We start from the raw sequence: 26,983 nt of genomic DNA, 5'->3' as shown, positions 1-26,983 counted from the left end.
TCAGCGTGAGATGACCAATGGGAGAGTGGCACCGCGGGTGCCGTTGGAAATCTGCACGAGCATCATGCCTATCGGCAGGTTCGACGTGTCGAGCGTTACGGACGATGTGCCCGGGAGAACGTCAACGGATTGCGTCGCCAGAACCATGCCTGTCATCGATACGATACGGATGTTCGCCTTGCCCTGGATGGACGGGAAGGAGAACGTCGCCGATGTGTTCGCGGGGTTGGGATAGAGTACGTAGCCGGCGGCTACGGGATCGGTCGGATTATCGACGCCCGTCGTCGTACCGGCGAGACCGAAGTCCGCCGAGACATCGCCGCCTTCTGCGACGTCGATGGTCTGCGTTCCCGGTTCGAAGCCGAAGCGGTCCACCGTCAGCGTGATCGTTCCGGCCGACAGCGTCGTCATTTCGTATCCGCCTTCGTTGGCCGACATGGAGAAGTCGACGATCGTGCCTTCGCTATCGGTGGCGATGAGAAGGGCGCCGGCCAGACCGCCCATGCCTTCCGTGCGATCGTCCTTGACGACGATGCCGCCGTCACGACGATCGAAGACCCTGCCGCGAGCGTGGCCACGACCGCGTTCGGTGTTGCCCGTACGGAGGAGGATGTCATGCTGGACCGTGAGCATCACTTCTCCGACTTCGATACGCGTGGCATCCTTCCACGACTTGGCCGCCGTTGCGCCCATCACGTACCAGCCGGGTACGTTCGGACGCTGACTCGGTGCGCCGAAGACGAGGTAGACACCCGGTGTGAGATTGTCGAAGTGGTAGTTGCCGAGGCTGTCCGTTTCCACGGACGCTACGGGAACCCTGTGGCGTTCATCGTCGTTGCCGCGTGCGATGAGCAGGAATGCCGTCACCTTGCCCGGAGTTCCTTCACCCGTGGCTTCGACCTTGAGCGTGCCGCCGAAGCCGTTCTCGTAGGTCGGGCGCTTGTCGAGGGTGAAGTTCAAATCACCCTTGTTTTCCGTGAGTGTGATGACCGTTGCCTGGGTGGCATCGTGCGTTTCCTGCCACCATTCCGTCAGGTAGAGGTCGGTATTCGCGCCGTCGCGCGTCTTGGCGGCGCGTGCGAAGGCGATGAAGCCGATGCCTTCGGGCAGTTCGACGCGGAAGTTGCCCTCGGCATTGGTTTCGACGCGGACGGAGAGCCAGCGGCGATCGACGTTGTCACGGGTACGTGCTTCGAAGGTCACCACGGCGCGCAGTCCTGCACCCGTTTCCGCATCCGTGACGCGGCCTTCCACGACATGGATCTTCGGTGCCGGCTTGGCCGTGAGGTGCATGATGAGGTCCAGGGTGGACTCGCACGTCAGGGTCACGACCTTCGCATCGCCGAGTTCGACGACGTCTTCATACCATTCGCGATTGAAGCTCTTGCCTTCGGCGAGGAACTTGTAGTCGCCCGCACGAAGCTTGAGATAGAAGTTGCTCTGCTGGATCGGGGCCGTTGCGACGGGTTTCCACACTTCGCGCCACACCGTATCGCGGTCTCCGCGGACGGAGTCGCGGCGGAATGCCGTGACCGTACCATCCATGACGACGGTATTCACGTCGTCGAAGAGTGCCTTGCCGACGACGGCCGCACACTCGCGATTCGGATCGTCGTCGCGGCCTTTCACTTCGATGACGAAGCTCTGGAACGCTTCGGCCGTCACGACGCCATTGGCGCCGATGGTCGCGCGGATCTTGACTTCGAAACGACCTGCGGCCGACGGCATCCATTCGATGACACCCGTACGGGCGTCGATGGTCATGCCATCGGGTCCGTGGACCAGGGAATAGGTGATTGCCTGGTTGAGGCCACCCGTGGCCCTGGCCGGATATCGGTATGCGGTACCGACGACACCGGTCTTGACGGGCTCGGTCACGAATTCGAGGGTAGCGCCGGCTTCCTTGAGAACGACGACGCGAATCCGCGTACGTTCACTGAAGCCATCGGCGTTACCCGCCTTCACGAAGAAGGTATAGGTGCCGGGCTCGAGGTCCGTGACGAGATAGGTGATGTATTCCCGCTCCGGGAAGGGATGCTGGGGATCGGCTTCGACGGAACCGACCTTCGTGAAGTTGGCGAGGACTTCCGTTTCGCCGCTGGCCTGGTAGATGTCGAATACCGTGGGACGATCACCTTCTGGGTGAGCGAACCATTTCAGGAGGACAACCTGGTGTCCCGGGGCCCCGTCGACGATCGCATTGAACTCGAGGGGGGTACGGGGGGCTGCCGCCTGCAGGGCGTAACTGCTGATGGAAAGGAAGAGCGTCAGCAGTAGGAGCCGCCACGATGAAGACGTTCGCATGGAACTGCTCCGGATGTATTGAGAAACAATCTCGACGATGACAACCGGAGACAAAATACCGTTATTGCATATTCAGTTACAATACCAGCTCGAACAATCCGAAGACCTGTTCCTGCTTTTCCGCGGGCCAGAAGCTGTCCTTGTTGGCCAGCACGTAGACGCTGATCGTGATACGGCGGGGCTCGCCGGGCTGGCGCTGTGGTTCGGACACCAGGACCCAACCGGCATTCGACGATGTGGCGTTGGTCGTGAACGGCCCGCTCTGGAGGTTCAGGAGCAGGGACATCTCGTTGCCCTGGAGGTTCTTCTGATAGCCTTCGCCCGGGACGGAATCCGCCTGGATCCTGAAGGACTCGATGAGGGGTTTGTTGTCCGGGGCGTTCTGCTGCTCCATCGTGACGTCCATCCAGACCGTGGCAGGCGACGTCGTGGTGTCGACCTTGAAGATCGGCAGGCCCTTGATCCGGTAGGAGCTTTTGGCGTTGGTGAAGTCTGCCGACACGGAAATGGGCGTGACCTTGGCGGCCGGCGTCACGGGTGTGATTTTCCGTGGCGCATCGGCATCCAGTGGAGACGTGCAACTCGCGAGCCAGAGGGCCAGGGCCGTCAGGAGAACGAGGATGAACAGGGTGCGTACAGGTGTCATGATCGTCGGGTTGATGTGTGCGTTGTTCAGAAGCGTACTGCTACGCCGTAGGTTAGGCCGAGTTTCGAGGAGGAGAACCACTTGTTCTGGAACTGATATCCCATCATGGTGCCTTCGACGCCGACCAGGAACGACAGAGGGCCTACCGGCGTGTATTCGAGCCCAACGGTAGCCCGGCCGAGCGGGCCGAACTTCGTGCCTCCGGCAAGGATCTGGCCGAACGGTGCGACCGATCCGCCCGGCTGCGCCATGCGGTAGCGGTAGAAGATGCCTGCCCACATGGAAGCGGGCTGCTGTTCGTAGCGGATGATCTGGCCACTCGCCCTGCTGCCCTCGAAGACCTGCGGGAACGTCTCGCTGCCGAATTCCAGACCGATGCCGTGGTTGTCGGAGAGCTGATAGAGCATGGCCAGGCCGATGTTCTGATACCAGGCCGTCTGCGCCGATACCGTCGTCTGCGTCAGGGGAGCGCTGGCGATGCCGCGCGCCTGGATCATGAAGGCCGGATATTTCTCCCATGCCGACGGCATGACGTCGAGCTTCGTCATGGCGAAGGTCTTCGGTTCGGTATCGCGCACGAGAGCCATGGAATTGGTGACCGTGACCATGGATGCCATCGGCGTGGTGACTTCCTGATTCATGGTCGTTCCGTTGCCGTCGTCCGTGGTGCTGACCGGTTGTTGCACGGCCGGTGTGTGCTGGCGTTCCAGAGCGGCCATTTCCCGGCGGAGGGCCGACGTTTCCCGGCGCCGGGCCTCGAGCATACGCTGGAGATCGCCGTTCGTGCGGGCGAGGCCGGCATTGGTGCGTTCGAGTTCCTGGAGGCGACCGTCGTCCGTTGGCATCGTCTGCTGCCCCGTCACCGGCGTGGTCGTGACCGGAGCATTACCCGCCACGGCCGTCGGATGCGCCGGCGTCTGACCATCGGACGTGACGGCGAACCACGTGATACCCGTCGCTGCAAGGGCCGACAGCAGGGGAAGCCCGAGCCTGGACAGCCAGGAGGCGATGATTCCACCTCCAGCCGCACCCGCCACGGCACCGGCGAGCGGGGCGGCGAAGCCGAGGCCCGAAAAGACGGCATTCGTGAGATGGGCAGGGGGGAGCAGGGCCATACGGTCATTCTGGACCGTGGACCGGATCGCCAGTTGCTGCTTGAGCTCCGCTCTCAGGTCCGTGTTGACGGCCAGATCCGAGAACAGAGGTTGTTCGTGAACGGCGTCGAGCTCACCATCCAGCAATTGCTGGATCCACTCGTGCTGTTCGGGAGGTACGGTTGACATGGTTACTCTCGGTGCATCTCGTTGAGATACGGTTCAAGAATTTCTCTGATTTTCTGCCTGGCCCGGAAGACCCGGACCTTGGCCGTGTCGAGCTTGATGCTCAGCATGTCGCTGATCTCGTTGTACGACAGGCCGTCATACTCCCGCAGGACGAAGACTTCGCGCATGTCATGCGGGAGCAATTCCAGTGCCGTGGATATGAGATTCAGCATCTCATTCCGGTCGGCTTCGCGTGACATGCCGGGGTTGTAGAGGGTGTCGTCGAATTCGATGACGTTCGTCTGTACCCGCTTCTTCTCGTTCAGGCAGAGATTCCGGCAGATGGTGAGCGCATAGGCCCGCACGTTATCCAGGCCTTCGTGTCTCTCCGCGCTTTGGTAAAAGCGGAGGAACGTCTCCTGGAAAACGTCGTAAGCTCGATCCCTGCTGCCCAGTACCCGCATGCAATAGGAAAAGACATTGGGCGATAGTCGAGCATAGAGCTCGCCGAATGCCTCTTCCCTGCGCTCGGTGCGTAACATGGCGTAGAGTTCCGAGTCGCTATATTCGCTCAGTCGCCGCTTCATTTCATGTTATCAACAACGTCCGCATCAAAACGTTACATTGACGGTACCACTCTTTCCGGGCACGTTGGTGCCCTATCAACTGATACGGTCGCGCAGGCGTTCCCTGTCCGTCGAAATACATCCGGATGGCCGCCTCATCGTCCGGATCCCTGCCCGCACTCCCGTTTCCGAAGCCGAGCAGTTCCTCCGTTCGCGTGCGGAATGGATCGCCACCCGCCTTGCCAGGGCCGCCGAGCAGCGTCAGGTGATACCGCCCCTGACGACACCACGGCAATTTCACCATCGCGGTGCGGTATTCCAGTGGAGGATGCCGACCGATTATGCGAACGACGGCGTTTCCGAAACCGCATTGTTCGATCGCCAAGTCATTGTCCCGAAACGATTTGCATCTAACGAAACCACTGCCTGGCGTTGGGTGGAAGGCTGGCGCCGGCGTGATGCCGAACGCGTCTTCGGAGAGGTGATCGCCGGGATGCTGCCCGCATTCGGTGTTCATGGTCTTCGATACCGCACGCTCAAGATACGCCGTATGCGTCGCAGATGGGGAAGTTGCAGTTCGTCGGGAACGATCACGCTCAACGACATGCTGGTCCGTACCCCCGATCCCTGCATCCGCGTCGTCGTCATCCACGAACTCTGCCACCTCGTCCACCTGCATCACGGACCCGACTTCCACGCCCTGATGAGATCGATGGAGCCGGACTACCGGAAACACGACGCTCTGCTCGATACGTGGAGTTCCGTGCTGACGATGCCGGAGCCACAAACGACGGACGGGGCACGAGGCCCCGTCGAAGAACGCTATCTATGGCTTGCTTAGGCCGAGGCCTGGGCGCATAGTTCGTCGAATGCCGTCGTCAGCGCCGAGGCGATCATCTCCGGCGTGCGGCCTTCGATATGATGGCGGGGCATGAAGCCCACGAGCTGGCCATCGCGCATGAGGGCGATGCTGGGCGACGAGGGGGCCTGGCCCGTGAAGTACGTGCGGGCGCGTTCCGTGGCTTCCAGATCCTGGCCCGCGAATACCGTCAGCACACGATCCGGCAGGACGTTATGCTTGAGTGCGAGTGCGACGCCCGGGCGTGCTCCGCCCGCTGCGCATCCGCATACGGAATTGACGACGACCATCGAGAAGCCGGGCTTCGCCATGGCGGCATCGACTTCTTCGGCCGAACGCAGTTCCTGGACTCCGAGTTTGGTCAGGTCTTCGCGCATGGGTTGGACGAGCATGGGATCGTACGGCATGATCATTCTCCTTGAGGTGAGATGCGGGACAACTGGTCGAGAGCGTCGCGGAGATATTCCATGCCGATCGGTCCGGCGATGGCCGGGAACTCCCGGTCGAATTCCTGACGCTTTCCAGGTTCCAGCGAAAAAGTTCTGTGCAGATATGGAATCGCCGTATGGGGCTGGCCCGCTCCGCAGAGCACCTTGGCGGTGGCGAAGTATCCTTCGGACCATTCCGGTGCGAGGCTGATGCACTCCGAGAAGGCACGCAGTGCTTCCATGACGTCTCCGGTCTCCAGCAGCGTGCTTCCGTAGTCGAACCAGCATTCCATGTCGTTCGGTTCGATGTCCAGGGCCTTGCGGTAGCAGACGAGCGCTTCCTCGAGGCGTTGCAGGTTGTAGTTGGCGTCGCCCTTGGCATACCACAGATCGGCATAGGACGGATCCATGGCCAGAGCGGCATCGTAGTCGAGCAGCGCATTCTCGTACTGGTCCAGTGCGTCGTGACACGTGCCGCGTCCGTACAGACTCTGCAGGTGCGTCGGTTCGAGCAGGAGCGCCTTGTTGAAGATACCGATCGCCTCGGCGAACAGACCTCGCTCCTCGAGGGAGGAAGCCAGATTGTGGAGCACCGAGACGTCCTTGGGATCGAGCTCGTGAGCTTCGCGATAAGCGGCGATGGAGTCGTCGAGCCGGCCGATGGTCGCATAGGCATTGCCCATGTTGTACCATGCATTCACGAAGTCGGACTTGATCGTGACGGCCATGCCGTAGTAGTCGATGCTCTGGCGGTGTGCGCCCTTCCTGCCCAGGATGACGCCCTTGTTGAACCAGGCATTGGAGTCGTAGGGATCGGTCTCGATACACTGTTCGTAGATCTCGCCCGCTTCGTCGTTGCGGTCCAGGCACTCGAGGCAATAGGCCATTTCGAAGAGGGCGTCGCGACGGAACGTCTCGTGCCGGGACAGGTACTGGAAGATCCGTACGGCTTCGTCGTAGCGTTCGAGTTTCTGGAAGATCATGGCCTTGCTGAACAGGGCATCGGGATTGTCCGGCTCGTTGCTCAGGGCATATTCGATGACGGCCATCGCCTCGTCCAGACGTCCGCTCTGTTCGAGCGCGATTCCTCTGTTGACATGGATTTCGATGTCGACCGGATCGAGCTCCGTGGCCCGTTCGTACGCCGCGAGTGCATCCGCCCAGCGCGACACGCTGCTGAGGGCGATACCGTACTTGTGCCAGGCATCCGCAGAATAGGGAGCGGTCTCCTTCCACATGGTGGCGAAGACCAGGGCGTCGTCGAACTTCTGCGTTTCCAGACAGTAGTGCACGATGGTTTCCAGGGCCTCGGCCGATGGCGAGCCCTGTTGCCAGTTGCCGCTCCGATGGTATTCACGGAAGCGGTTGAGCGTTTCGTCCATTTCCTGCCGATTGGGTTCATCGGCATCGTCGTCGTAATCGTACTCAAGCATGATGGCTCACTCCATGATTGGTGGTAATGGCATCAGACCTGTTCGGTGCAATGTAACTCAACACTGGACCACGTCAAACACGAGGAATTTCAGGTACTGCGTTTCGGGCATCGCAAGCAGGACCGGATGGTCGGGTGCCTGTCCGCCACGGTGGAGAAGACGTAATCGGCGGCGCAATCGTGCCGATTCCCTGTATAGAATGTCCATAAGCATCGACTCGGGAACGAGTTGCGTGCAGCTCGCCGAAACCAGCAGCCCACCCGGCGCCAGCAGTTTCATGGCCGTGCGGTTGAGCTCGGCATAGCCTGCCTGAGCACCCTTGACGGCACTCCTGGATTTGGCGAAGGACGGAGGGTCCAGTACGACGATGTCCCATGTCCGTCCCTGTTGCACCTGTTCGCGGAGGAGGTCGAAGACGTTGGCCTGTTCGAAGCGGCAATTGGCGAGGCCGTTGAGCTCGGCATTCCTGCGCGCCGCCGCCACCGCCGCCGCCGAGCTGTCGATACCGACGGCTTCCGCCGCACCGGCCCTGGCAGCGTTCAGGGCGAAGCCACCCACGTTGCAGAAGCAGTCGAGGACGCGCTTGCCTTCCGCGAAGGACGCCACGGTACGGCGATTGATCTTCTGGTCGAGGAAGTATCCCGTCTTCTGGCCACCGGCCAGATCGATCCGCAGGTTCAGCCCGTTCTCCACGATATCAACCGTGTCCGGTACGGTGCCCCGGATCACGCCTTCCCTGAGGTCCAGTCCTTCGCGCGTCCGCGTGGCCGCCATGTTCTTTTCGACGATACCCTTCACGTTCGGAAACACCGCCAGCAACGCGTCCACGATCTGCGGCATCCGCCGGTCCATGCCGGCCGCGAGCGTCTGGACGACGAGATAGTCGCCATAGCGGTCGACGATGAGGCCGCTCATGAGGTCGGCTTCGCCGAAGACGACACGATAGGCGGTCTCTCCGGGAAGGACTCTTTCACGGACGGCCTGGGCCGCGCCGATGCGCTGGATGAAGAAGTCGGTGTCGACGTTCTCGATCTCGCCGCCGAGCAGGCGTATGGCGATCTTCGATTGCGGGTTGTAGAAGCCCGTGCCCATCGATGCGCCGTCGAACGTACTTACACGGACGAGGGCGCCGGATTCGGCAGGGATGACGTCGCTCAGTTCATTGCGATAGACCCACAGGTGTCCGGATTTGATGCGTTGCTCTTCGCGCGGGCGCATCGTGACGATCGGTAATGCGGCTGGTGTCGTGTTCACGGTCGGGAGAAGTGGTGTTTGCCTCAGGCAGGATACGGATGCAAATTGCATCCAAAGTCGTGTTCGATCCACCTGGAAACTTTCGCGCGGAAATCAACTCCTGCACCGTATGCGTACGATCCTTCTGCTCATCCTGTGTTCTCCCATTGTCATGTTCGCGCAACATGAGTACGACGTCTGGCACTTCGGCGAGAATGCCGGTCTCGAGTTCTCGTCGACGGGCGTGAAGGCCATTCGGGGATTCTTCAGTACGCAGGAAGGAAGCGCGTCGATCTGTAACCGGACGACGGGTGCGCTGCTGTTCAGCACGGACGGTATCATCCTCTACGACCGCAGCGGCTCGTCGATGCCGAACGGCAGGGGGCTCCTCGGTGGATGGTCCAGTACGCAGAGCGCCCTCATCATTCCGATGCCGGGCGACACGTCGAAGTACTACGTCTTCACGCCGGGAGACCTCTCCAATAACGGTCAGAGACCGGGCCTGGCGTATTCGGTCGTCGACATGACGCTGAACAACGGCATGGGCGACGTTACGGTGAAGAACGTACGCCTCCTGGATTCGTGTGCGGAAAAACTGACGGCCACGTTGCACTGCGACGGCCAGTCATGGTGGGTCGTGGCACATGCGATGACGATACCCCGATTCTACGTCTATCGGGTCGATGCCGACGGCGTCCACCCGCCCATCGTCAGGAACGTGGGCGAGCAGTATACGGTCGAACCCGGTCAGCCCGGTCGCGAGTATGGGCTCGGCTATATCAAGTTCTCACCGGAAGGCACCCTGCTGGCGATGGCGAGCCCGCATGCGGCGATGCTGGAACTGTTCTCCTTCGACATCGGAACGGGCGATATCAATACTCCACGTACCGTTCGCCGTGGGCTGCCCTTCTACGGCATCGCATTCTCGCCGTCGGGTTCGATGCTCTACGGCACCACGTGGAGTAGTGTATGGCAGTTCCCAACGTTGACCAGTTATCCGCCCGTCGCCGGTATCGAGCTGGGTCCGATACCGAGCTACGAACCGTCGTTGTACAGAGGCGGCATCCAGTGCGGGCCTGACGGAAGGATCTACGTCGCGGACGGGGCGAACCTGCGGGTCGTCCAGTATCCCGAACGGTATGGTCAGGAAGCCGTGTATACCACGACCTATGCCGTTCCGCTCGACGGCGGCATCGCCGTACTCGGAATGCCGAACGTCACGGAATGTCTCTATGACAGGAGCAGGATCGTCTTCTGCGGTCCGCCCATCGCCGGTATCCTCGCGGATACGGCGGCCTGTGTAGGATCCTGTCTGACGATTCGTGACGCGACGGAACGGACGCCGACGAAATGGGAATGGACCTTCACCGGAGGAACACCGGGTGTCTACGATGGCCGGGTGCCGCCCCCGGTATGCTATTCCACACCTGGAACCTATGCCATTCGCCTCGTGGTGAGCAACTCGTACGGTGCCGATACGACGACGCGCACTGTACGCGTCGTACCGCTGCCGATCGTGGATGCGGGGCCCGACGTCGAGCTGTGCGATTCCTCGTACGGGCGTCTTCATGCGAGTGGAGCAGAACGATACGAATGGGAACCCGACATCGGTATCAGCAGCAAGTACGCCCCGGATCCGATCGTGCGCGTCTTCAGTACCACGATCTATCGCGTCAAGGGGTATACGGCCGAAGGCTGCGTGTCCGAGGACGTTGTGACCGTGCACTACCGGACGTTCGATCCGACCATCTCGGGCAGTACGGAACTCTGTCGGGGCATGGCCACACGACTGACCGTTTCCGAAGCCGATAGTGTGCTGTGGAGCCCATCCGACGGCGTGAGCGACCCGCGTTCGCCCGTGCCTCTCATATCCCCGGATACGACGACGACCTATGTCGTCGACATATGGAGCGGCGCATGTCATCAGAAGCGTACGGTGACGGTCACCGTACGTACGGGTGCGGGAGAAACGGACACGGTCGAAGCACGGGTCATCTGCGAAGGCGATGCGGTCGTGCTTACGGCACCCGAAGGCCAACGATATCGTTGGGAGTCGAGGCCGGATATCGCCGACCCCGCACAACAGTCCGTGACCGTACGACCAGTGACGACGACGACATATACCGTAACGGTCTTCGCGGCGAACGGGTGCAGCAGTACGATCGTATTTCCGGTTACGGTCTACACGGGCGCGAGTGGAACCGATACGATGCCCGCACAGGCCATCTGCGAAGGCGATGCAGTCATGCTTACGGCACCCGAAGGCACGCGCTACGAGTGGATACCCGGACCGGATATCGACGACCCCACGCAGCGATCGGTGACCGTACGCCCGCTTCGGACGACGTCCTATTCGGTACGTGTCTATGCCGCCTCCGATTGCAGCCGCCTCGTGACGTTTCCCGTGACGGTGACGTCGGCCGCAACGGCACGGCTCGCCTTCCAGCCTTTCCAGCTCGAGCCCGGACAACGTTCGACCATCGAGCTGCGTGCGACGAATCCGGAGTCCTTCACGACCTTCATCGCCGAAGTCGTCATGCCTCTGCGCGCCATCGCGCATCTGACGGTGGAAGAAGGAGTGGACCTCGGCAGCACCGTGGGCCTCACGGAGCGCACGATGCGTATAGGCTATGCTCCTTCCGCCACCGGGTCGATCCGCTTCAGTGGCGAAGCCATGCTGACCACTGAGACGGATGAACCGTTCATCTGCAGGGTCGTATCCTCCGAAGGGTGCGGTACCATCGTCGGCGATACCTTGCGCGGCGTGGAATGGGTCGGATGCAGTCTGGATACGCGTACGGTGCGCTTCAATGCCCCGTCGCTTGCCGTGCTCTTCGCGACTGCCGGTCATGACGGTATCCGGATCGGGATCCGTGCAGCTACAGGAACGCATTGTATCGTCGAAGCATGGACGCCCGACGGCCGCCTGTTGTCCGAGACGGACGTGGTGACGCAGAACGATTCCGGATTGGCCACCCTGCGGCCCTCCTGCCGCGGTCCGCTGTTCGTGCGCGTACGGAGCGGTGTGCAGATGCAGGTCATGGCTCTCATGGCGTGGTAGACCGGCTATCAGCGATCAGTACCGGATACGGCAATGAACGGATTGATCGATACCGGATGCTACCGCATATTCACGTCATGAAACCAACAGTCATATCCGTTCCCGCAATCCGACCGTTCAGCTTCGCCGAGTGCCTGCGGTTCCTCGATCGCCAGCTCGACGACTGCCTTCACGTCATCGATGGTGCGGCAGTCCGGAAGGTGCTGACGATAATGGATCGTACGATCCTCACCGAACTGACGGGAGATGACGAGGGTGTCCACGTCCGTATTCTCGATGACGGTAGCGGATCGATCACGCATGCCGACGTGAGGAACCACGTCCGGGATCTGTTCGATATGGATCGGGATATTATCCCGTTTTATGAATTACTGACGGAGCACGATGATCTTGCATACATGCCGAAGATCTTCCGTGGCCTGCGCATGATCGGGATCCCGGACCTGTTCGAAGCACTGTGCTGGTCCATCATCGGGCAGCAGATCAATCTGGCTTTCGCGCACAGGATCAAACGCCGACTCGTGATGGACTACGGTAGCTCGATGATCCATGGAGGAGCGCCTCACTACGCCTTTCCGCGTGCGGAGGTCCTGGCCGATGCGAAGCCGGAGGATCTGAGAGCGATGCAGTTGTCGCGCAGCAAGGTGGACTACATCATCGGTATCGCTCGCGCCGTCGCCGAGGGCAAGGTGAGCAGGGAAGTCCTCCGGCATATGGAAGATGTCGCCGAAAGACGCCGGTCGCTGATGGAACTGAGTGGTGTCGGGCCGTGGACTGCGAATTACGTGCTGATGAAGACGATGAGAGACCCGTCGAGTATTCCTCACGGCGATGCCGGAATGATCAAGGCTCTGGTCGATCATGGAATGATCGCGGACAGGAAGGACAAGGCCGGTATCGAACGCTTCTTCGTTCGGTTTCCGGGCTGGGAAAGCTATACGTCGTTCTACCTCTGGCGAAGCCTCTATCGATGAATCCGGTCAGCTCGCGGCATCGTGGAAGATGATGCCCAGCGTGTGGCGCTGGCCCTCCCGTACGGTACTCACGCCATGCCTGACCGCCGACCTGTAGTGTCCACGACTTCCCCGTACCGGACGGAAGTTCGTCGTGAAGAGCAGCAGATCACCACGCCCGGGATTCAGTACCGTAGCCCTCGACTGTGCTCTGGGGAGCTGTTCCGTAAGCACGAACTCACCACCGGTATGGTCCTCGCCCGACTGGCTGAGGAAGAGGACGAGTTGTATCGGGAAGTACAGCTCGCCGTAGAGGTCCTGGTGCAGTGTGTTGTAGCCGTCGGGGCCGTACTTCAGGATCAGGGGCGTAGGAAGGCTCTGGCCGCGGTCGTGGCATGACGCCAGGAACGTCGCATGATCCGCCGGATATGCCGTATCGATACCGAGCATGTCCATCCACGCGTTCGCTACCGGTGCGATGCGAGGATAGATGGCCGTGCGCAGATCGGCGACGATACCGGGCAACGGATAACGGAAGTATCTGTACTCGCCGATACCGAACCTGTGGCGTTCCATCTTCACGGTCTTCCTGTAGAGCGTATCTACGTCGTAGGATGCGATCAGTCCGTCACATTCGTCCTTCGTGACGACGGAGGGAACGATGGCGTATCCGGTCGTATGCAGGCTGGTAACGACGTCGGGCCAATCGCATCGCGCGATGCGTTCGATGATTGCAGGCATTTGGTGCGATGGGTGATGATGAAGAGATGTCATTCCATGATCGGTGCCGCGACGTAGGATGTATCGCGGATCGATCGTTCGTCAGAGTATCGTTCTGAACGTGATGTTGATTCTCGGCTCCGATACGTTCGCCCGTTTCGGAAGACGGTGGAGCCAGTAGTGTTGCGTGGGGCCGCACATGATCAGCAGGCTGCCATGTCCAAGGGATACTTCCGCGCGTGCCGGTGCGTCGGTACGGTGGCGGAACTGGAAGGTTCGCGTTGCGCCGAAACTGACGGAGGCGATGAAGGGATCGCGGCCGAGCTCCTTCTCGTTGTCGGCGTGCCATCCCATGCTGTCTTCGCCGTTGCGGTACAGATTGAGCAATGCCGTCGTGAAACGATGGTTCACGATGGATTCGATCCTGTTCCTGATCTCCAGCAACGTGGCGGTCCACGGATGCGGTGCCATCGTGATTCCCGAATAGCGGTAGGGTTTGTCCTCATCGCCGTGAAGTGCCGTCAACCGCGGCTGCATGATCGTCCTGCCCATGATGACGATCGGTTCCTGACGCCATGCGATCTCCGTCATCAGCAGATCCAGGTAGCGATCACCGTCTTCCTTGTCGAAGAACGTGGCGAGCAGGAAGGCCTTACCGTCGCGCGGAAGGATGTTCGTTCCGTCATCGATCATGGCTGGATTCCCGATGTTCGGCAGGGTGCCATCGTTCGAAGTGTTCACGCATGCAATGGGCGCATGGACGATATCCGGCTGCGATGGCCTCCGCTTCGTCGCGGAAGAAGACTCGGTTGACGAGCTTCATACGCCTGCCCGACGAGCAGTCGAGTCTGCCGTAGATCCTCAGTCGACGATTGCCTGCCAGTGCGATGCTTCCGTCGCGTACGAGCTGCCATAGCCTCCGTCGTCGTTCCGATGCGGTGCTTCCCATATCGGAATGGGAGATCATCGTACCATGGGGATTCTTCGGTGGTGCGACCGCTGTCATGATCGATGGCCCGTATCGCCGGTCGTATCGCCGAACACCCTGGAGGCCTCCCAGCCGATCATGGCATTCTTCCGTGTACTGCCCCAATGGTATTCTCCGATCTCACCCGTGGCCTTGATCGCACGATGGCAGGGAATGAGGAAGGCGACGGGATTGTCGCCGATCGCCGATCCCACTGCACGCGAAGCACCGGCATTACCGATCTGCCGTGCGACGGCCGAGTACGTCGACAGTTCGCCCATGGGAACCTTCAGCAGGGCCTCCCAGACCTTGATCTGGAACTCCGTTCCTTTCAGGTGCAGTTTGATCTCGCCGATCCTGCTCCAGTCCTGCGTGAAGATGAAGAGCGCCTGCTGCTGTACCAGATCGACCGTCATCCTGTACCTGGCGTTCGGGAAGCGTTGCTTCAACTCCTCGAAGGCCCGATCCCTGTCCGTATCGAAGAAGGCCATGTAGCAGATACCTTTCGGCGTCGATGCGATGATCACCATGCCGAACGGACTCTCCGCGAAGCTGTAGTTGATGTCGATGTGCTCACCACCGTTCCTGTACTCGCCCGGTGTCATACCTTCGATCTTCACGAAGAGGTCGTGAAGCCTGCTGGTACCTGAAAGTCCCGTTTCCAGTGCAGCGTCGAACAGCGACGCCTGTCTGTCTTCGAGCATGGTCTTCGCGTGTTCGATGCTGATGTACTGCAGGAATTGCTTGGGCGTTACGCCGGCCCAGTTCTTGAACAGGCGCTGGAAGTGGTATGGGCTGAGGTGGATATGTTCCGCCACGTCCTGCAGTGACGGCTGGTCCTTGAAATTCCGTTTCAGGAAGTCGATCGCTTCGGCGATCCTCATGTAGTCATAGTCGTTCGACATGGTCAGGATTCCCTGTTGTACCGTGGCAACTTAGCGTCCCGACAGCGTTCCTGTAACCCGATTATTGCTGTGTCGTCCTGGGAGTGAGAAACCAATGACAGCGCGGCCGTATCCGGCCGGGGACATGGCCTGCGTACGGGACGGACCGCAGCACTTGAACCGGTAGACTGCCGATTAGGAGTCGTTGGACTTCACATCCGTGGCGATGCTCCAGGACCGAGTTACAGAGCAGCAGGAGAGATTTCACGTTGCACTGCCGCGAATCTCTTTGGCTGGTACGTGACATTCCGATCCATTGGAGCTTACGATTGATATTCCGTGGCTTCCGATGCCCGATGGCCTCGGCCGGGTCCTGGTCCAGGGGCTGGTATGCGGGGCTATCTGGTGACCACAAACGATGTTGTGACGACGCGTTTGCCCGTTGCAACAACGAAGTAGGTACCGGTGGCAAGATTCTCGAGCATTACATGCTCCATGTCGGTTGGGAGTGTCGCACTCACCCTCCCTATCGCATCGTATATCACACATGATAGCGTGCCAGCCGGTATGGTAATGCGAACATGTCCGGTTGTTGATCGCGGCATACATTCGCCGTCCATTGAAGGGAGCCGATTGTCGTGTGTTGGCTAGCTCACTCCATTCCACGAGATGGGTATTCGGCCAGCAACCACTCAGGACGGTCGGTGTTCCGACAAGGCCGGCTTGTTGCAGGACGAACCGCTGCCCGCTGACGGTACCGTGGACCTTGTTCTGGAAGCCGAAGCCTGCGCCCTGTGTGTCGCCGACCATCGGCGTGAAGTTCGTCGTGTTGACTGTATACTCTGGCTGATAACGGATGCCGAGGACCTCTGTGAGTGCGATGGGATCGTCGCCGCTGAAGGTCATGTCGATACGGCCTTTGGGTTCCTTGTATCCGCTATCCCAGAGCGGAACATACCAGGGGCAGACCGTTAGCATAGCCGTACGGTCATACGGCCGTGCAGGGGCGAGGATGAGCTTCATACCATCCGTCGTCTTGGACATTTCATGATAGGGCTCACGGACGAACGGGTCCGTCCCTCTTGTAGTTGCCGAGAACGGGCTTCGTAAATGCCAGACGTTCGAATGGAGATCGGCGTTCACCTGATGGAGCGACGCGCCCCAGTTCCAGCCGATGAACACCTTCGGTCGGACGGTGTCCATGACCATGTCGATCATTTGCTGCGTTACGGGTGATCCCGGACCGACGACAATGGGTGTCGGCGCGCAGTCCTGGGCATAAAGCCCCCTACCCATGCCCACGATCATGAGCACGATAGCTATGTAGCTTCTCATAGGTTCAGTTGTTTGGTGTGTGGCAAATCGGATTGTAGTTCAGCGTCCTCTCAGCAGGAGAGAACACGGCGCACCTGGAGGTGGGCTTGCTTACTGGACGACGGAGAACTTACCAGTGGCCGCTATGGAGCCTGCTTGCAGACTACAGAGATAGCTTCCGGTCGGTAGGCCACCCACTGAAACGGAGACCGGACGGCCACCCAATACCACCGTGGATCGCTGCACGAGTCGTCCGCTCATATCCGTGATGGAGAGAAAGCCTTCGCCAGCGGCATCGGATGGTGGTGTGATGCGGAGGGTGCTGCCATCGACAACCATCATGAGAGGTGTCGGCGCACCGGGCTCGGGTACGGGTAGGGTCGGACCGATGGCGCGGCAAATAAACTGTTTGGGTATATAGTAAAAGTTGTTATTGACGACATCAACGAATTCACGGTTTATCCCCATTGGTTCGCCAAATAGCATGATTGGTTCATTGATAAAGCACTCCGATCCAATCATTCTTTCTATTTGGAATCGCCGAGCAAGGACAGCAATGGTACGCTGATTACGAACCTGATGCAGAAGAGCGCTTTGCTGGTCAGGGGAGATAGTCCAGCGTGCAAGAATGTTCCAGCCAATACACCCACACACATCAGAGGTATTCTCCGGACACTCAAGCACCACACTACGTCCGCCCGTCTTCACATTCAATCCCAGGACTTTTGCTAGCCGTAGTCCCGGCTTCTGAAGATCCTCACCAAATACGAGGAGCGTATCGGAATCCTTTAGGCGGCACATCGGCCCGTACGTCGCCAAGCCCCACTTGTTCAGTTCCTGACCAGTCGTAGCATCAAGTTCGACGGTCCAGTTGCCGAACTCACCGCCCCACTTTCCAGTACCGACATAGATGCGCTGGTGCCATTCGTCCATGAATACATACTCGATCAGGCTATTGAATCGTTTGATGGTTTCGCCTGTCGTCAGACTACGAAGTTCATAATCCTGAGTATCACTAAATCGAAGTAGCAGACGATCAAGTTTCGTCGACATCGCCATGAAGCGAGCCTGTTCGGTCTTCTGCCACAGAAGGCGGCCATCGGCAACGTTGTAGAGCAGCGTGGTCGATGCCGTGCTTTCCGGCGTGATCGCACCTGCCATCAAACAGAGTGTACCATCCGGGCTACATCCTAGCGACGTGGAGCCGATGAATCCCGGCAGGCGTCGCCGTTCGATTCCTGTCATAGGATCGACGACGAGAACGGCAGTATCGGGCCGTCTTCCGAGGAATACAACATTTGCCCCATCAGGTACAGCGAAGTTGGCGATACTATCCTTCGTCCACCGGATTGGCCCGATATGGACGGCCGCGTCGCCGTCCTGTGGCGTAGCCCCTGAAGATGCCGTCAGCAGTACGATAGCACCTAGGAACCCGAGTAATTTTGACCTATACACGATTCGCTCCTATACTCAATGAACGAGTAAGGGATACTGACACCCTTGCAGATAACAAATTTATGAAGTGGCAACCCGTCTGCTCGTCCGTTACGGACTGGTGTTGATTCGTTTTCACGAGTGGAAACCTAGGAGAAGATGATCCGTGGCTCACCTTAGCAAAACCTTTACTGTTTTAACGCCCTCGTTATTTGTGTATGCGCAGTGAATAAAGGGATGATGACAGGAGTGAAGGACTTGTTACCGTGCCAGCAGATGCGCACGCGAGGACGACGGGAGCAGGAGTTTGCCGATCGCACGGACACGTCCCTTTTCCGCCCCGTGCGGGTGAGGTTCCGATGTCGTGTTGTTGGTCCGCACGGGGTGAAAGGAGATAGCGGGGTAGGGGTAGTGTCTTGGAGGCGTCGAGCCATTCGTAGGCGAACAGCTCGTCGTCGAAATGTTCATGGCGCTGACTCATGTCCATGCGTATTCCGGCGATGCCCGTATAGGCTCGTTTGAGTATATACTGCAGCTAGGTCTTACAAGAAACGCACCAAAGTGAAGAGAAAATGCCTATTCGTGCCCTTTCTCTTCATTTGTAGCTTCTCATAAGTTCAGTTGTGTGGATTGTGGCAGATCGGATTGTAGTTCAGTGCTCTTCCATCGGGAGAACGCGTGGCGCACGTGAGGGGCTACTACTGGATGACGGAGAACTTACCAGTCGCTGATATGGAGCCTGCTTGCAGACTACAGAGATAGCTCCCGGTCGGTAGGCCAGCAATCGAAACGGAGACCGGACGGCCACCCAATACCACGGTGGACCTCTGCATCAGTCTTCCGCTGATATCGGTGATGGAGAGAATACCATCACCCGTGGCATCGGAAGGCGTTGTGATGCGGAGAGTGCTGCCATCGACAACCATCATGAGAGATGTCGGCGCACCGGGCTCGGGTACCGGGAGCGTAGGCCCAATCGCACGGCAAATGAAGCTGCCCCAGTAACTATTAGGTAGGTAGTATAGATTCTGATTAACATCATCGGCAACATAGGGAGCACCCGTCGTCAAGGCTAGCTGATCATTAAGATAACATTCGGCATTGTCGAGTTGTCCATGATGGAATCGTCGAGCAATGACTGATCGATCATTGAGTCCACGAATACGTTGTAGAATCGCATTCCCACCGTCTCTATTCAGAGACCAATGGTAAATATTGATCTTAAAGCAACTGCACTTGTCTGAGACATCCGCAGGACATTGAATAATGGGGCCCCGTCCTCCTGTTGCAATATTTAGAGCCACTACTTTTGCTAGCCTAAGGCCCGGTTTCTGCATATCCTCCCCAACAACAAGGAGAGTATCGGAATCTTTCAGGCGACACATTGGCCCGTACGTGTTCAGTTCCTGACCAGTCGTAGCATCAAGTTCGACGGTCCAGTTGCCGAACTCACCGCCCCACTTTCCAGTACCGACGTACAGCCTGTTGTGCCACTCGTCGAACCATACATATTCCCACCCATCGAGCCACTTGATCGTTTCTCCTGTTGTCAGATCGCGCAATGCGCAACCGGCAACATCTCCGTCCTTCATCAGGACGCAGGCACGTTGCAGCTTCGCAGAAATGGCCCACGCTTCCGAGCTTTCATTCCATTCTCTCAGAAGCTGGCCTTCACTGCTATAGAGCAAGGTTAACGTGCGTCCGTCGATGCTTCCCCCTCCCATGAGACACAGCATACCATCGGGGCTACACATGAAGGATGATTGATCCTGGACATATCCGCGAAGCCGTTGCCGCTCAACACCCGTGTTTGGATCGACGACAAGGATGGCCGAATCTGGCTTGTTAGCCAGGAATAGGACATTTGCAGCATCAGGTGCGGCGAAGGCACCGATACTGTCCTTCGTCCACCGGATTGGCCCGATATGGACGGCCGCGTCGCCGTCCTGTGGCGTAGCCCCTGAAGATGCCGTCAGCAGTACGATAGCACCTAGGAACCCGAGTAATTTTGACCTATACACGATTCGCTCCTATACTCAATGAACGAGTAAGGGATACTGACACCCTTGCAGATAACAAATTTATGAAGTGGCAACCCGTCTGCTCGTCCGTTACGGACTGGTGTTGATTCGTTTTCACGAGTGGAAACCTAGGAGAAGATGATCCGTGGCTCACCTTAGCAAAACCTTTACTGTTTTAACGCCCTCGTTATTTGTGTATGCGCAGTGAATAAAGGGATGATGACAGGAGTGAAGGACTTGTTACCGTGCCAGCAAGAAGCATACTTGATGAAGAACAAGCGGGCAAGGAAAACACTCAAGGCGAATCGGAATGACTATGTGTTTCGTTGGTCTTATAGCTCACAGTCGCGCTTGCTGAATACTGTGAAACGTGCAATGCAGTTCTTAGGCTTGGACGTCAAAAGGGGTTTCCACACCTTCAGACGGACTTTCTGTGATCGATTGCATCAAGCCGACGTCGAAATGTATACCCGGCAGCAACTCCTACGCCATAGGAATACTACGACGACAATCAATTGTTACAGCTATACGAATGCCGAGCGTCTGGCCAAAGCATTGGACAACGTCGAAAAGAGAAAAGGACAGGAGGTCAAGGATAAGGTTCACAAAGCTGGATAGCTGGTTGCACGTAGTAGTCAGATTCATGCACCTACCGGATCGTATCTGTTGGGTGTTTTTTGTATCAGGAAAGGCGTTGATAGCAACAGAATGTATGGGCGGAAGGAAAGATGGCTAGCTGATTTCTGCACGGAAACTGCACGAAAGTCTATGCTATTCTATGTATGGTTTATGTCAATCTAAGCCATTCTATCTGCTGACTCTGGATGCTCCCCGATACGCAAAAAGCCGTATCCCATCAGGGATACGGCTTGTAGCTTTGAGCCGATTGCCAGACTTGAACTGGCGGCCTGCTGATTACAAATCATGATGCTTCGGGCTGGGCAAGAATCCTTGAAACCAAGCCACAGAGCCAATGGATGGGCATCAGGGCGCGATTCTGTGGACCCCTCGATCTGACGTTTGATCCGTATTTGACCCCAATTTGACCAATACTAACACGACTATCATGGCACGACTTTCACCTGTTACGGAACGATTGCGAGACGCCTGCGTCGAGTCAATAGACCGCTTGCTCAACGCAGGAAAGGCTCCGACCATCAAGGCGGCTGCGCGGGTGATATGGTCACTAGCGCGGCAAAAACATCAACAAACAGGCTTTACCTTGACGGATTTTGAGCGGTTCTACTGGACGTTGTTAGTCTGGTATCGAAAGAGTAAGAATAGGCGAGACGATAGGTCGAACCTGACAGAATAGGAGAGCCAGGTGTAGCCGCACTGTTGGGGGCGAACAATTGTCGGCGCCACACATTCGCAAATCTTAACATTCTGATTCATAAGGGCTTAGGATTGGGGCGCACCTTCCCAAGGCTTGACGGAACCGCGATGTTCTTAGGCAGAGCAAGGTAGATTCAAAGTGATGTGGTAAGTTTCCGCTCATTGAAAGGAATATTATCATGTCTACCGACCAGGTTCCCGATTCGGGGCAGCAGCACATCGACTTTGAGGACTTCCGTCAGGAGAATGGTGCGCCGTACTGGTGGGGTAGCGACCTGATGGTAATGCTTGGTGTTGATCACGCTGAATTCAGGAAGGTTGTTAGCAAAGCAATCAAAGCATTCATGGCTGCGGGGATGGAGTGGACTGAGGATTTTCGCTCATATGATCGCGATGGCACTACGGATTGGAAGTTGAGCCGTACAGCCTGTTACATGACTGTAATGAATGCTGATTCCTCACTACAACAGGTTGCAAAGGCCCAACTATACTTTGCCAAGATGACAGAGAGCTTCTTGGCATTGGAAGCTCCTGATGAGATTGAACGCATTCTAATTCGATATGAGCTTGGGGAAGCAAATAAGTCTCTGGCTCCTACTGCCCGTAAAGCCGGGGTCAACGACTTCGCGAGGTTTGTCAATGCTGGTTACAAAGGATTGTACAACATGTACAACCATCAGCTAGCAAAGAAACGTGGGATAGAAAGCAAGCGTTTGATTGACCACATGGGACGGACGGAGTTGGCCGCAAATCTTTTTCGTACTACAGTAACGGAAGAGAAGATTCGGAATGAGAAGATCGAAGGACAGATAAGATTGGAACAGGCGCACACAGAAGTTGGCCGGGACGTCCGAGAAATGATCCAAAGATCAACGGGCCGCAACCCCGAAGACCTGCCTGTACAGACGGAACTGCCCAAAGTCAAGAAAGCGTTGAAGGCCACGAACAAAACGTTGAAGGCACAGGATAGTAGCAAGAGGACAAAGGGAGACGAGTAGAAGGCTATAGCTGTATATGGAAGATACGGTCCCTCGAAAATTGATACAAGGTATTACGCTTGTTACTACCTACCTTGTTGTGTCGCTGTTGTTCGCTGCCTGGTACCAGCATATCTACGATGGCGACCCGTCACTTTATGTTGTTAACAGTACACTGATCGTTCAAAAGCAGCGCGAGTCCATCGCAGCAAAAGAACAGGTCGAACGTGACTTCGCATCTGACACTCTCGAAGCATTCTATGACTTGAAGCTACTACAGTTTACACGATACAAGATTGCGACTGAATATGATAGTCAACGTATCGGAGGGCTACTACGCAACAAAAGTGGCACATGCGCTTGGGGAATCGAGAACCGTACATTTGGCCGTGGGACGCTTGATTGTGAGTTCCAACGAATACGAGGCGCTATTAATGCGGGCGAGCTTCTTGTGACTGTCATCAACGACAAGGGAAAGACCTACTCAACGAAGGTGACCATCAGAACCTGGTCAAAAGCAGGTCTCAAGAAGTATCGCACGATAGGTGAGTTGCGTCAGTTCGCGCTGGAAGGACTTGACAAAAGGATTCATGAGCGGGAGGCTGAATTGTCTGAAGCACGGCATCCAAGCAGTACAGACCTTGGTGCAATTCCAGAAAGACTTGGCTACTGGGATTTCCTGTACTTCAGTCTTGGTGCGATGTCTGGCATGTCGACGTCAGATATCACCCCGCTGGATACGACAGTTCGACAGGTCGTTATGATTCAGCACGTTGTAAGCGTTATCCTGACGGCCTTTGCGGCATTTTTCTTAATCGACAAAATTGAGAAACGCCGTCCGAAGTAAAGAACGGCAGGATTCTATTAGCCAATAGTGGGTGGTTATAGTGTAGTTCATTGTTCAACAGTAAGGTCATAGGAGATACACAATGGCATTCGTACAGAACAAAGGTTGCATTCGCACGTTGGAACACGAGGCGTTCAACGCTATTCACAAGCCGGGTACGAAGGTGCCGTATTCTGGCATTTACCAATGCCAGGGTTGTGACAATGAGATCGCATCCAATGCAAATGGTAGCGATCGATTCCCGCCGGAGAATCACCATCAGCATACTCCCGAACAGGGTGCTATCCGATGGAAACTCATTGTAGCCACTAAGTAGGCTCCGACTATGTATAGGCCTTTAGGTAGTAGATTGGTGTAGTATGCCCTTCATACATAGTAACTAGGTATTGATCAATTACACATGGTCAATCGCATGTGGAAGATCAATATTCCACACTTCACTATGATAGGCATGGTCCAATAGTATGTGGATGCTTATACCTTCCGCACATTATTGGAGATCTATTTCCTTCCATCCTTGTACAGGGTAGTACATGTATTACGTGATCATCCGATTATCATATGACAGGGACATTCCCAGTGTCTACGTCCGCAACCGCGTTGCGGCCGTTCTCAAGGACGTAGACGGCGGCTCGTTTACGAACACGATGTCGGGTACGTGGGAGAAGAGAGTCAAGAAGGCCAGTGACGCCCTGGCTGCCGTCACAGAGGTATCGGGCGTACTGAAGCGAGCTTGCACTTCCAATCCGAGTATACTCGATCACCTATGGATCATGGTCGACAAGCAGGATAAGGAAGGGAGAAAGAAGCCCGGAGCGAAGAAACAAGTGGCGAAGAAGCGACGTGCGTGAACAGACCTACAGGCCCCACAATACCGTGCTACCAGAGTCGTATTGAAACCGTAGGAAGCATTCCCTAACCATCCCGACAGGACGAACAATGGCACGCAAGCGAGCTGCAACGGAGAAAGCTGACAAGGATTCCTCCCAGGGAATACCGGAGGAACAACTACTTCGGCACACGCCGATCGATGCGAGCGGCTACGACCATATGGAACACTCTGTTCTCCGCGCGCACCAGAAAGGGAAGGGCGGCATTGTGCATGTCCCATACTCGGCCAAGGACGACCACGGCGGGTTGACCTTGCCGTAGCCCTGTAGGCACAGGAACTTCCTCTATCTTCCTCTGCCCCACGGTGACAACTCGCCGTGGGGCATTGACTTATGCGGACGACGGTATGGCGGCTCTCTTTCCCACCCCTCATGAGTATATGGCGACGCCACTCGATCCTACCATAGAAACCCAGCTTTCGGGCTGCTATCGCGTCCGCATCGCAACACGCAGGCGTGACCGGATCATGGAGGAAGAGCGGCGACGCGACCGGATGCTTGCCACACTCGTGCCGGGATATGCCGCAGAACCTCGCCGAAGAATGCGTCGGAAGTAGGACGGCCAATACCATTGCCGCCCTTGCCAATGCCCGTGAATCCCAACGCCTGGGATATGCGGTGCATCGCCATACGGGAAGTGACATGCTTCCGGTTCTGAACGGTCTTCTTGACGGCCTTAGATCGGGCGACGTCCCAGGCGAACAGGAGCTTGCCCGGAAAGCTCTTCGCAATCCCCTTGTCGTTGCGGCCGCCATCAGTGCGTTGCCGGGTGCCATTGCTGGCGGTCATGCCCCCGAATTCTCTCCGTACGCGGATCTGTTCCTGGCTCCAGAGCAGACGCAGGAACAGCCACCGGCGCAGAAACCGACACAGAATGCGCCGCAGCCGGAGAGCGGCAGCCCGTCGGATGATTCATCCCATGACACGCGCAGGACCGAGACGCAGGCAGGAGCGGACGCCCCGCCTACACGCCGCATCGGCGGCGGCCTCATCATTTGCGCTCTCGCCATCGTGACCTTCCTCATGTACCGAGCCATGCGGTGAGCTACTACGCATCATCCCTCGGCAACTGCCTCGGCCCATCTCCCAGCGGAGAAACGAATCTCAGTGGCCTGCCGGAAACGGCGTTCACCCTTCGGTTCGGCTCTGCGCCGCCGTATGCCGATACGCTGGAGAAGGCCGTTCAGCTCGTCTACGTGCGCAGCAACTACAACCGCAACACGACAAACAACCGGGGAAGCCTGCCGGGCTTCCCGACGGAATACTACAGCAAGGGGTTGGTACAGGACGTCATGGACCAGTACCGACGATTCTCCGGTACGGGCACGGCCGCGCACCTGACGACCGTGACCATTTCGACTCCGGCAGCGGCAGACACCTACGGGCAGGTGACGACGGCGCTCATGCCACGGTATCCTGGGGCCAGCGTCGAGGTGACGAGGGCAATTCTCCGTGACTGGTTCTATGCGACGATCGATGGCAAGTCGAAGCCGTCGCTTCTGCTTCCGGCGGCACAACGCTATCCGACACCGGGCGCACTGGCAATGCTGGCTCTGGAAGACGAGCAGCGGAAGGTACAGGAGCAGAAAGCAGAGCTGGAGAAGGAAACCTTCTTTGGCCGTATCGGTGCCGCCGTTACGAATCTCTTCAGCGCGCCAGGCGAGCTTGCCAGTGCTGCGACGACAACGGCCAAGGTCGCAGGCATCGGCGTTGCGGTCATTGGCGTCGGCGCACTCGGTCTCATTGGATGGGCCGTTGCTGGCAAAATCAAGCAGTTCGACGTGAACCGCGCCTACGGCGAGTCGCAGAGAACGGCACGCACGATCGGCCCCGACGTCGCCCGCGTTGCCGTGACGAAGGGGCTTGCTGCATGATCACGGCCCCTACGTCCCGCATTGTTTCACGCACGCCCGTCACTCTACTCGATGGACGCACGGCAACGCTGGTACGCGAGAAATTGCCGCCAGGCGACGGAGGCGTCCGCAGGACACTGCATATCATGCGGGACCTCGCGCGTCGCGATGCCGCAGACGATAGGATTCGCTCCATCGTACGACGTCATCGCCAAGGCACTGCCGCCGGTACTGCGCGCGCTGCCGCCTCTGACGCCTACCTTCAGGAGATCGCGTCGAAGCACCGAAAAGGCTCCAGCCGCGAGACGGCGTATGCCCTGTGGCAATTCATGGTCCGGAACTTTCCCTATGTCGCCGATCCGGATGACATCGAGCATGTGAACGCGCCGGTATACACGCTGACGAAGACCGCGCCCTTTCCGTACCGCGACTGTGACGACCTGACGTGCGCCTACGCCGGACTTCTGACGGCGGCAGGGATTCCGAACAGATTCAAGGTCATCGCATGGAGAAAGACCAGGCCCCCACGCCAGTATACCCATGTCTACAACGAATGGTACGACACGGGCACCCGCCGGTGGGTACCCGTCGACATCGTCATGCAGCGGGATGGGTGGAACAACGAGCGAAAGCCCATCCTCCGCAGTGAGACCTATCCCGTCTTGAGCCGCACGGAAGTCGGAATGCGTGAAACACTCAGCGACGGGGCAGTGGGCGCCGCGATCGACTACGAGGCGATCGGCAAGGATATTCTTACGCGGGCGCTCCCGAAGCCCTTCGGTCAGGGCGAGAACATCGGCAAGATTCTCCAGGAACATGCCGTTTCTATCTGCCTGGGCAGCGTCAAAGCCCATCTCTATGCCCATCGGTACAAGCTCATGGCAATTGCGGGAGCGGGCGCACTTCTCTTTGCGACAGCAGGGTACGTAACAGCGATGGCAACGCTTCCGGAGCGCGCACGCAGGAGGGCGGCATGATTATTCAGTATCTGGCTGA

26 protein-coding genes are annotated in these 26,983 nt (G+C 57.8%); 12 read left to right on the top strand and 14 right to left on the bottom strand.

Annotated features, from left to right (window positions below; genetic code table 11):
* The 4 genes from BGO89_06995 to BGO89_06980 form a co-directional block, all read right to left on the bottom strand.
* Positions 1 to 2,304, bottom strand: a complete 2,304-nt coding sequence (locus tag BGO89_06995; protein ID OJX57712.1) for a hypothetical protein — start codon at positions 2,302 to 2,304, stop codon at positions 1 to 3.
* A 76-nt stretch (positions 2,305 to 2,380) separates the two neighbouring features.
* Positions 2,381 to 2,950: a hypothetical protein gene (locus tag BGO89_06990; GenBank protein ID OJX57711.1), complete on the bottom strand. Its 570-nt coding sequence runs from the start codon at positions 2,948 to 2,950 to the stop codon at positions 2,381 to 2,383.
* 26 nt (positions 2,951 to 2,976) lie between these two features.
* A complete protein-coding gene (locus BGO89_06985; GenBank protein ID OJX57710.1) occupies positions 2,977 to 4,233 on the bottom strand; it encodes a hypothetical protein in 1,257 nt (418 codons plus the stop codon).
* Positions 4,234 to 4,235: 2 nt separating this feature from the next.
* Complete coding sequence (locus BGO89_06980; protein ID OJX57709.1) at positions 4,236 to 4,799, bottom strand: hypothetical protein; 564 nt, start codon at positions 4,797 to 4,799, stop codon at positions 4,236 to 4,238.
* Between the two features lie 37 nt (positions 4,800 to 4,836).
* On the opposite strand from BGO89_06980, the gene BGO89_06975 reads away from it, so the two are divergent.
* Positions 4,837 to 5,619 carry a hypothetical protein gene (locus tag BGO89_06975; GenBank protein OJX57708.1) on the top strand — a complete coding sequence of 261 codons (783 nt, stop codon included), beginning with the start codon at positions 4,837 to 4,839 and terminating at the stop codon, positions 5,617 to 5,619.
* Here BGO89_06975 and BGO89_06970 read toward each other — a convergent pair.
* The 3 genes from BGO89_06970 to BGO89_06960 are packed head-to-tail and all read right to left on the bottom strand — an operon-like array spanning position 5,616 to position 8,716.
* The gene (locus BGO89_06970) at positions 5,616 to 6,050 is read right to left on the bottom strand and encodes a hypothetical protein (protein OJX57707.1); all 435 of its coding nucleotides are present in this window, start codon (positions 6,048 to 6,050) and stop codon (positions 5,616 to 5,618) included. The two genes, BGO89_06975 and BGO89_06970, sit on opposite strands and share 4 nt — an antisense overlap.
* Entirely contained in the window at positions 6,047 to 7,498 is a 1,452-nt protein-coding gene (locus BGO89_06965; protein OJX57706.1) for a hypothetical protein, read from the bottom strand. The genes BGO89_06970 and BGO89_06965 overlap by 4 nt, the downstream gene beginning before the upstream one ends.
* A 57-nt stretch (positions 7,499 to 7,555) precedes the next feature.
* Complete coding sequence (locus BGO89_06960; protein OJX57705.1) at positions 7,556 to 8,716, bottom strand: hypothetical protein; 1,161 nt, start codon at positions 8,714 to 8,716, stop codon at positions 7,556 to 7,558.
* 145 nt (positions 8,717 to 8,861) lie between these two features.
* Here BGO89_06960 and BGO89_06955 point away from each other — a divergent pair, with 145 nt between their 5' ends.
* Positions 8,862 to 11,792 (top strand): hypothetical protein, encoded by a 2,931-nt coding sequence (locus BGO89_06955; protein ID OJX57704.1) that lies wholly within the window; start codon positions 8,862 to 8,864, stop codon positions 11,790 to 11,792.
* A 77-nt stretch (positions 11,793 to 11,869) separates the two neighbouring features.
* Entirely contained in the window at positions 11,870 to 12,766 is an 897-nt protein-coding gene (locus BGO89_06950; GenBank protein ID OJX57703.1) for a hypothetical protein, read from the top strand.
* A gap of 6 nt (positions 12,767 to 12,772) precedes the next feature.
* Here BGO89_06950 and BGO89_06945 read toward each other — a convergent pair whose 3' ends face one another.
* The 7 genes from BGO89_06945 to BGO89_06915 form a co-directional block, all read right to left on the bottom strand.
* Positions 12,773 to 13,486 carry a prolyl 4-hydroxylase subunit alpha gene (locus BGO89_06945; GenBank protein OJX57702.1) on the bottom strand — a complete coding sequence of 238 codons (714 nt, stop codon included), beginning with the start codon at positions 13,484 to 13,486 and terminating at the stop codon, positions 12,773 to 12,775.
* A gap of 81 nt (positions 13,487 to 13,567) precedes the next feature.
* Entirely contained in the window at positions 13,568 to 14,158 is a 591-nt protein-coding gene (locus BGO89_06940) for an alpha-ketoglutarate-dependent dioxygenase AlkB (protein OJX57701.1), read from the bottom strand.
* The gene (locus BGO89_06935; GenBank protein ID OJX57858.1) at positions 14,148 to 14,432 is read right to left on the bottom strand and encodes a metal-binding protein; all 285 of its coding nucleotides are present in this window, start codon (positions 14,430 to 14,432) and stop codon (positions 14,148 to 14,150) included. Before BGO89_06935 ends, BGO89_06940 begins: the two co-directional genes overlap by 11 nt.
* Before the next feature lie 35 nt (positions 14,433 to 14,467).
* Complete coding sequence (locus BGO89_06930) at positions 14,468 to 15,337, bottom strand: cysteine methyltransferase (GenBank protein ID OJX57700.1); 870 nt, start codon at positions 15,335 to 15,337, stop codon at positions 14,468 to 14,470.
* Positions 15,338 to 15,580: 243 nt separating this feature from the next.
* The gene (locus BGO89_06925; protein OJX57699.1) at positions 15,581 to 16,651 is read right to left on the bottom strand and encodes a hypothetical protein; all 1,071 of its coding nucleotides are present in this window, start codon (positions 16,649 to 16,651) and stop codon (positions 15,581 to 15,583) included.
* Positions 16,652 to 16,741: 90 nt separating this feature from the next.
* Positions 16,742 to 18,085, bottom strand: a complete 1,344-nt coding sequence (locus tag BGO89_06920; GenBank protein OJX57698.1) for a hypothetical protein — start codon at positions 18,083 to 18,085, stop codon at positions 16,742 to 16,744.
* A gap of 677 nt (positions 18,086 to 18,762) precedes the next feature.
* A complete protein-coding gene (locus tag BGO89_06915; GenBank protein OJX57697.1) occupies positions 18,763 to 20,085 on the bottom strand; it encodes a hypothetical protein in 1,323 nt (440 codons plus the stop codon).
* Between the two features lie 216 nt (positions 20,086 to 20,301).
* Here BGO89_06915 and BGO89_06910 point away from each other — a divergent pair, with 216 nt between their 5' ends.
* The 9 genes from BGO89_06910 (at position 20,302) to BGO89_06870 (ending at position 26,964) form a co-directional block, all read left to right on the top strand.
* On the top strand, positions 20,302 to 20,703 hold the full coding sequence (locus BGO89_06910) for a hypothetical protein (protein ID OJX57696.1): 402 nt from the start codon (positions 20,302 to 20,304) through the stop codon (positions 20,701 to 20,703).
* Between the two features lie 896 nt (positions 20,704 to 21,599).
* A complete protein-coding gene (locus tag BGO89_06905; GenBank protein ID OJX57695.1) occupies positions 21,600 to 22,418 on the top strand; it encodes a hypothetical protein in 819 nt (272 codons plus the stop codon).
* Between the two features lie 16 nt (positions 22,419 to 22,434).
* Entirely contained in the window at positions 22,435 to 23,244 is an 810-nt protein-coding gene (locus tag BGO89_06900; protein OJX57694.1) for a hypothetical protein, read from the top strand.
* Positions 23,245 to 23,326: 82 nt separating this feature from the next.
* Entirely contained in the window at positions 23,327 to 23,560 is a 234-nt protein-coding gene (locus BGO89_06895) for a hypothetical protein (GenBank protein OJX57693.1), read from the top strand.
* A 217-nt stretch (positions 23,561 to 23,777) separates the two neighbouring features.
* Positions 23,778 to 24,095: a hypothetical protein gene (locus BGO89_06890; protein ID OJX57692.1), complete on the top strand. Its 318-nt coding sequence runs from the start codon at positions 23,778 to 23,780 to the stop codon at positions 24,093 to 24,095.
* Between the two features lie 88 nt (positions 24,096 to 24,183).
* A complete protein-coding gene (locus tag BGO89_06885) occupies positions 24,184 to 24,396 on the top strand; it encodes a hypothetical protein (protein ID OJX57691.1) in 213 nt (70 codons plus the stop codon).
* Positions 24,397 to 24,653: 257 nt separating this feature from the next.
* On the top strand, positions 24,654 to 25,178 hold the full coding sequence (locus BGO89_06880; GenBank protein OJX57690.1) for a hypothetical protein: 525 nt from the start codon (positions 24,654 to 24,656) through the stop codon (positions 25,176 to 25,178).
* The gene (locus BGO89_06875; GenBank protein ID OJX57689.1) at positions 25,175 to 26,008 is read left to right on the top strand and encodes a hypothetical protein; all 834 of its coding nucleotides are present in this window, start codon (positions 25,175 to 25,177) and stop codon (positions 26,006 to 26,008) included. Before BGO89_06880 ends, BGO89_06875 begins: the two co-directional genes overlap by 4 nt.
* Complete coding sequence (locus BGO89_06870; protein ID OJX57688.1) at positions 26,005 to 26,964, top strand: hypothetical protein; 960 nt, start codon at positions 26,005 to 26,007, stop codon at positions 26,962 to 26,964. Before BGO89_06875 ends, BGO89_06870 begins: the two co-directional genes overlap by 4 nt.
* Positions 26,965 to 26,983: the final 19 nt, after the last annotated feature.

This window comes from Candidatus Kapaibacterium thiocyanatum, from assembly GCA_001899175.1.
GTDB classification, from domain to species: Bacteria; Bacteroidota; Ignavibacteria; order Kapaibacteriales; family Kapaibacteriaceae; genus Kapaibacterium; species Kapaibacterium thiocyanatum.
Note: the sequence above shows the minus strand (reverse complement) of the source record. Positions and strands in the feature narration are given on the sequence as shown.

Excerpts from the sequence above, each read along its gene's own strand:
- BGO89_06995 (OJX57712.1), bottom strand. The coding sequence starts at position 2,304 with ATGCGAACGTCTTCATCGTGGCGGCTCCTACTGCTGACGCTCTTCCTT.
- BGO89_06990 (OJX57711.1), bottom strand. The coding sequence starts at position 2,950 with ATGACACCTGTACGCACCCTGTTCATCCTCGTTCTCCTGACGGCCCTG.
- BGO89_06985 (OJX57710.1), bottom strand. The coding sequence starts at position 4,233 with ATGTCAACCGTACCTCCCGAACAGCACGAGTGGATCCAGCAATTGCTG.
- BGO89_06980 (OJX57709.1), bottom strand. The coding sequence starts at position 4,799 with ATGAAGCGGCGACTGAGCGAATATAGCGACTCGGAACTCTACGCCATG.
- BGO89_06970 (OJX57707.1), bottom strand. The coding sequence starts at position 6,050 with ATGATCATGCCGTACGATCCCATGCTCGTCCAACCCATGCGCGAAGAC.
- BGO89_06965 (OJX57706.1), bottom strand. The coding sequence starts at position 7,498 with ATGCTTGAGTACGATTACGACGACGATGCCGATGAACCCAATCGGCAG.
- BGO89_06960 (OJX57705.1), bottom strand. The coding sequence starts at position 8,716 with ATGCGCCCGCGCGAAGAGCAACGCATCAAATCCGGACACCTGTGGGTC.
- BGO89_06955 (OJX57704.1), top strand. The coding sequence starts at position 8,862 with ATGCGTACGATCCTTCTGCTCATCCTGTGTTCTCCCATTGTCATGTTC.
- BGO89_06950 (OJX57703.1), top strand. The coding sequence starts at position 11,870 with ATGAAACCAACAGTCATATCCGTTCCCGCAATCCGACCGTTCAGCTTC.
- BGO89_06945 (OJX57702.1), bottom strand. The coding sequence starts at position 13,486 with ATGCCTGCAATCATCGAACGCATCGCGCGATGCGATTGGCCCGACGTC.
- BGO89_06940 (OJX57701.1), bottom strand. The coding sequence starts at position 14,158 with ATGATCGATGACGGAACGAACATCCTTCCGCGCGACGGTAAGGCCTTC.
- BGO89_06935 (OJX57858.1), bottom strand. The coding sequence starts at position 14,432 with ATGATCTCCCATTCCGATATGGGAAGCACCGCATCGGAACGACGACGG.
- BGO89_06930 (OJX57700.1), bottom strand. The coding sequence starts at position 15,337 with ATGTCGAACGACTATGACTACATGAGGATCGCCGAAGCGATCGACTTC.
- BGO89_06925 (OJX57699.1), bottom strand. The coding sequence starts at position 16,651 with ATGAGAAGCTACATAGCTATCGTGCTCATGATCGTGGGCATGGGTAGG.
- BGO89_06910 (OJX57696.1), top strand. The coding sequence starts at position 20,302 with ATGATGACAGGAGTGAAGGACTTGTTACCGTGCCAGCAAGAAGCATAC.
- BGO89_06905 (OJX57695.1), top strand. The coding sequence starts at position 21,600 with ATGTCTACCGACCAGGTTCCCGATTCGGGGCAGCAGCACATCGACTTT.
- BGO89_06900 (OJX57694.1), top strand. The coding sequence starts at position 22,435 with ATGGAAGATACGGTCCCTCGAAAATTGATACAAGGTATTACGCTTGTT.
- BGO89_06895 (OJX57693.1), top strand. The coding sequence starts at position 23,327 with ATGGCATTCGTACAGAACAAAGGTTGCATTCGCACGTTGGAACACGAG.
- BGO89_06890 (OJX57692.1), top strand. The coding sequence starts at position 23,778 with ATGTATTACGTGATCATCCGATTATCATATGACAGGGACATTCCCAGT.
- BGO89_06885 (OJX57691.1), top strand. The coding sequence starts at position 24,184 with ATGGCACGCAAGCGAGCTGCAACGGAGAAAGCTGACAAGGATTCCTCC.
- BGO89_06880 (OJX57690.1), top strand. The coding sequence starts at position 24,654 with ATGCCGCAGAACCTCGCCGAAGAATGCGTCGGAAGTAGGACGGCCAAT.
- BGO89_06870 (OJX57688.1), top strand. The coding sequence starts at position 26,005 with ATGATCACGGCCCCTACGTCCCGCATTGTTTCACGCACGCCCGTCACT.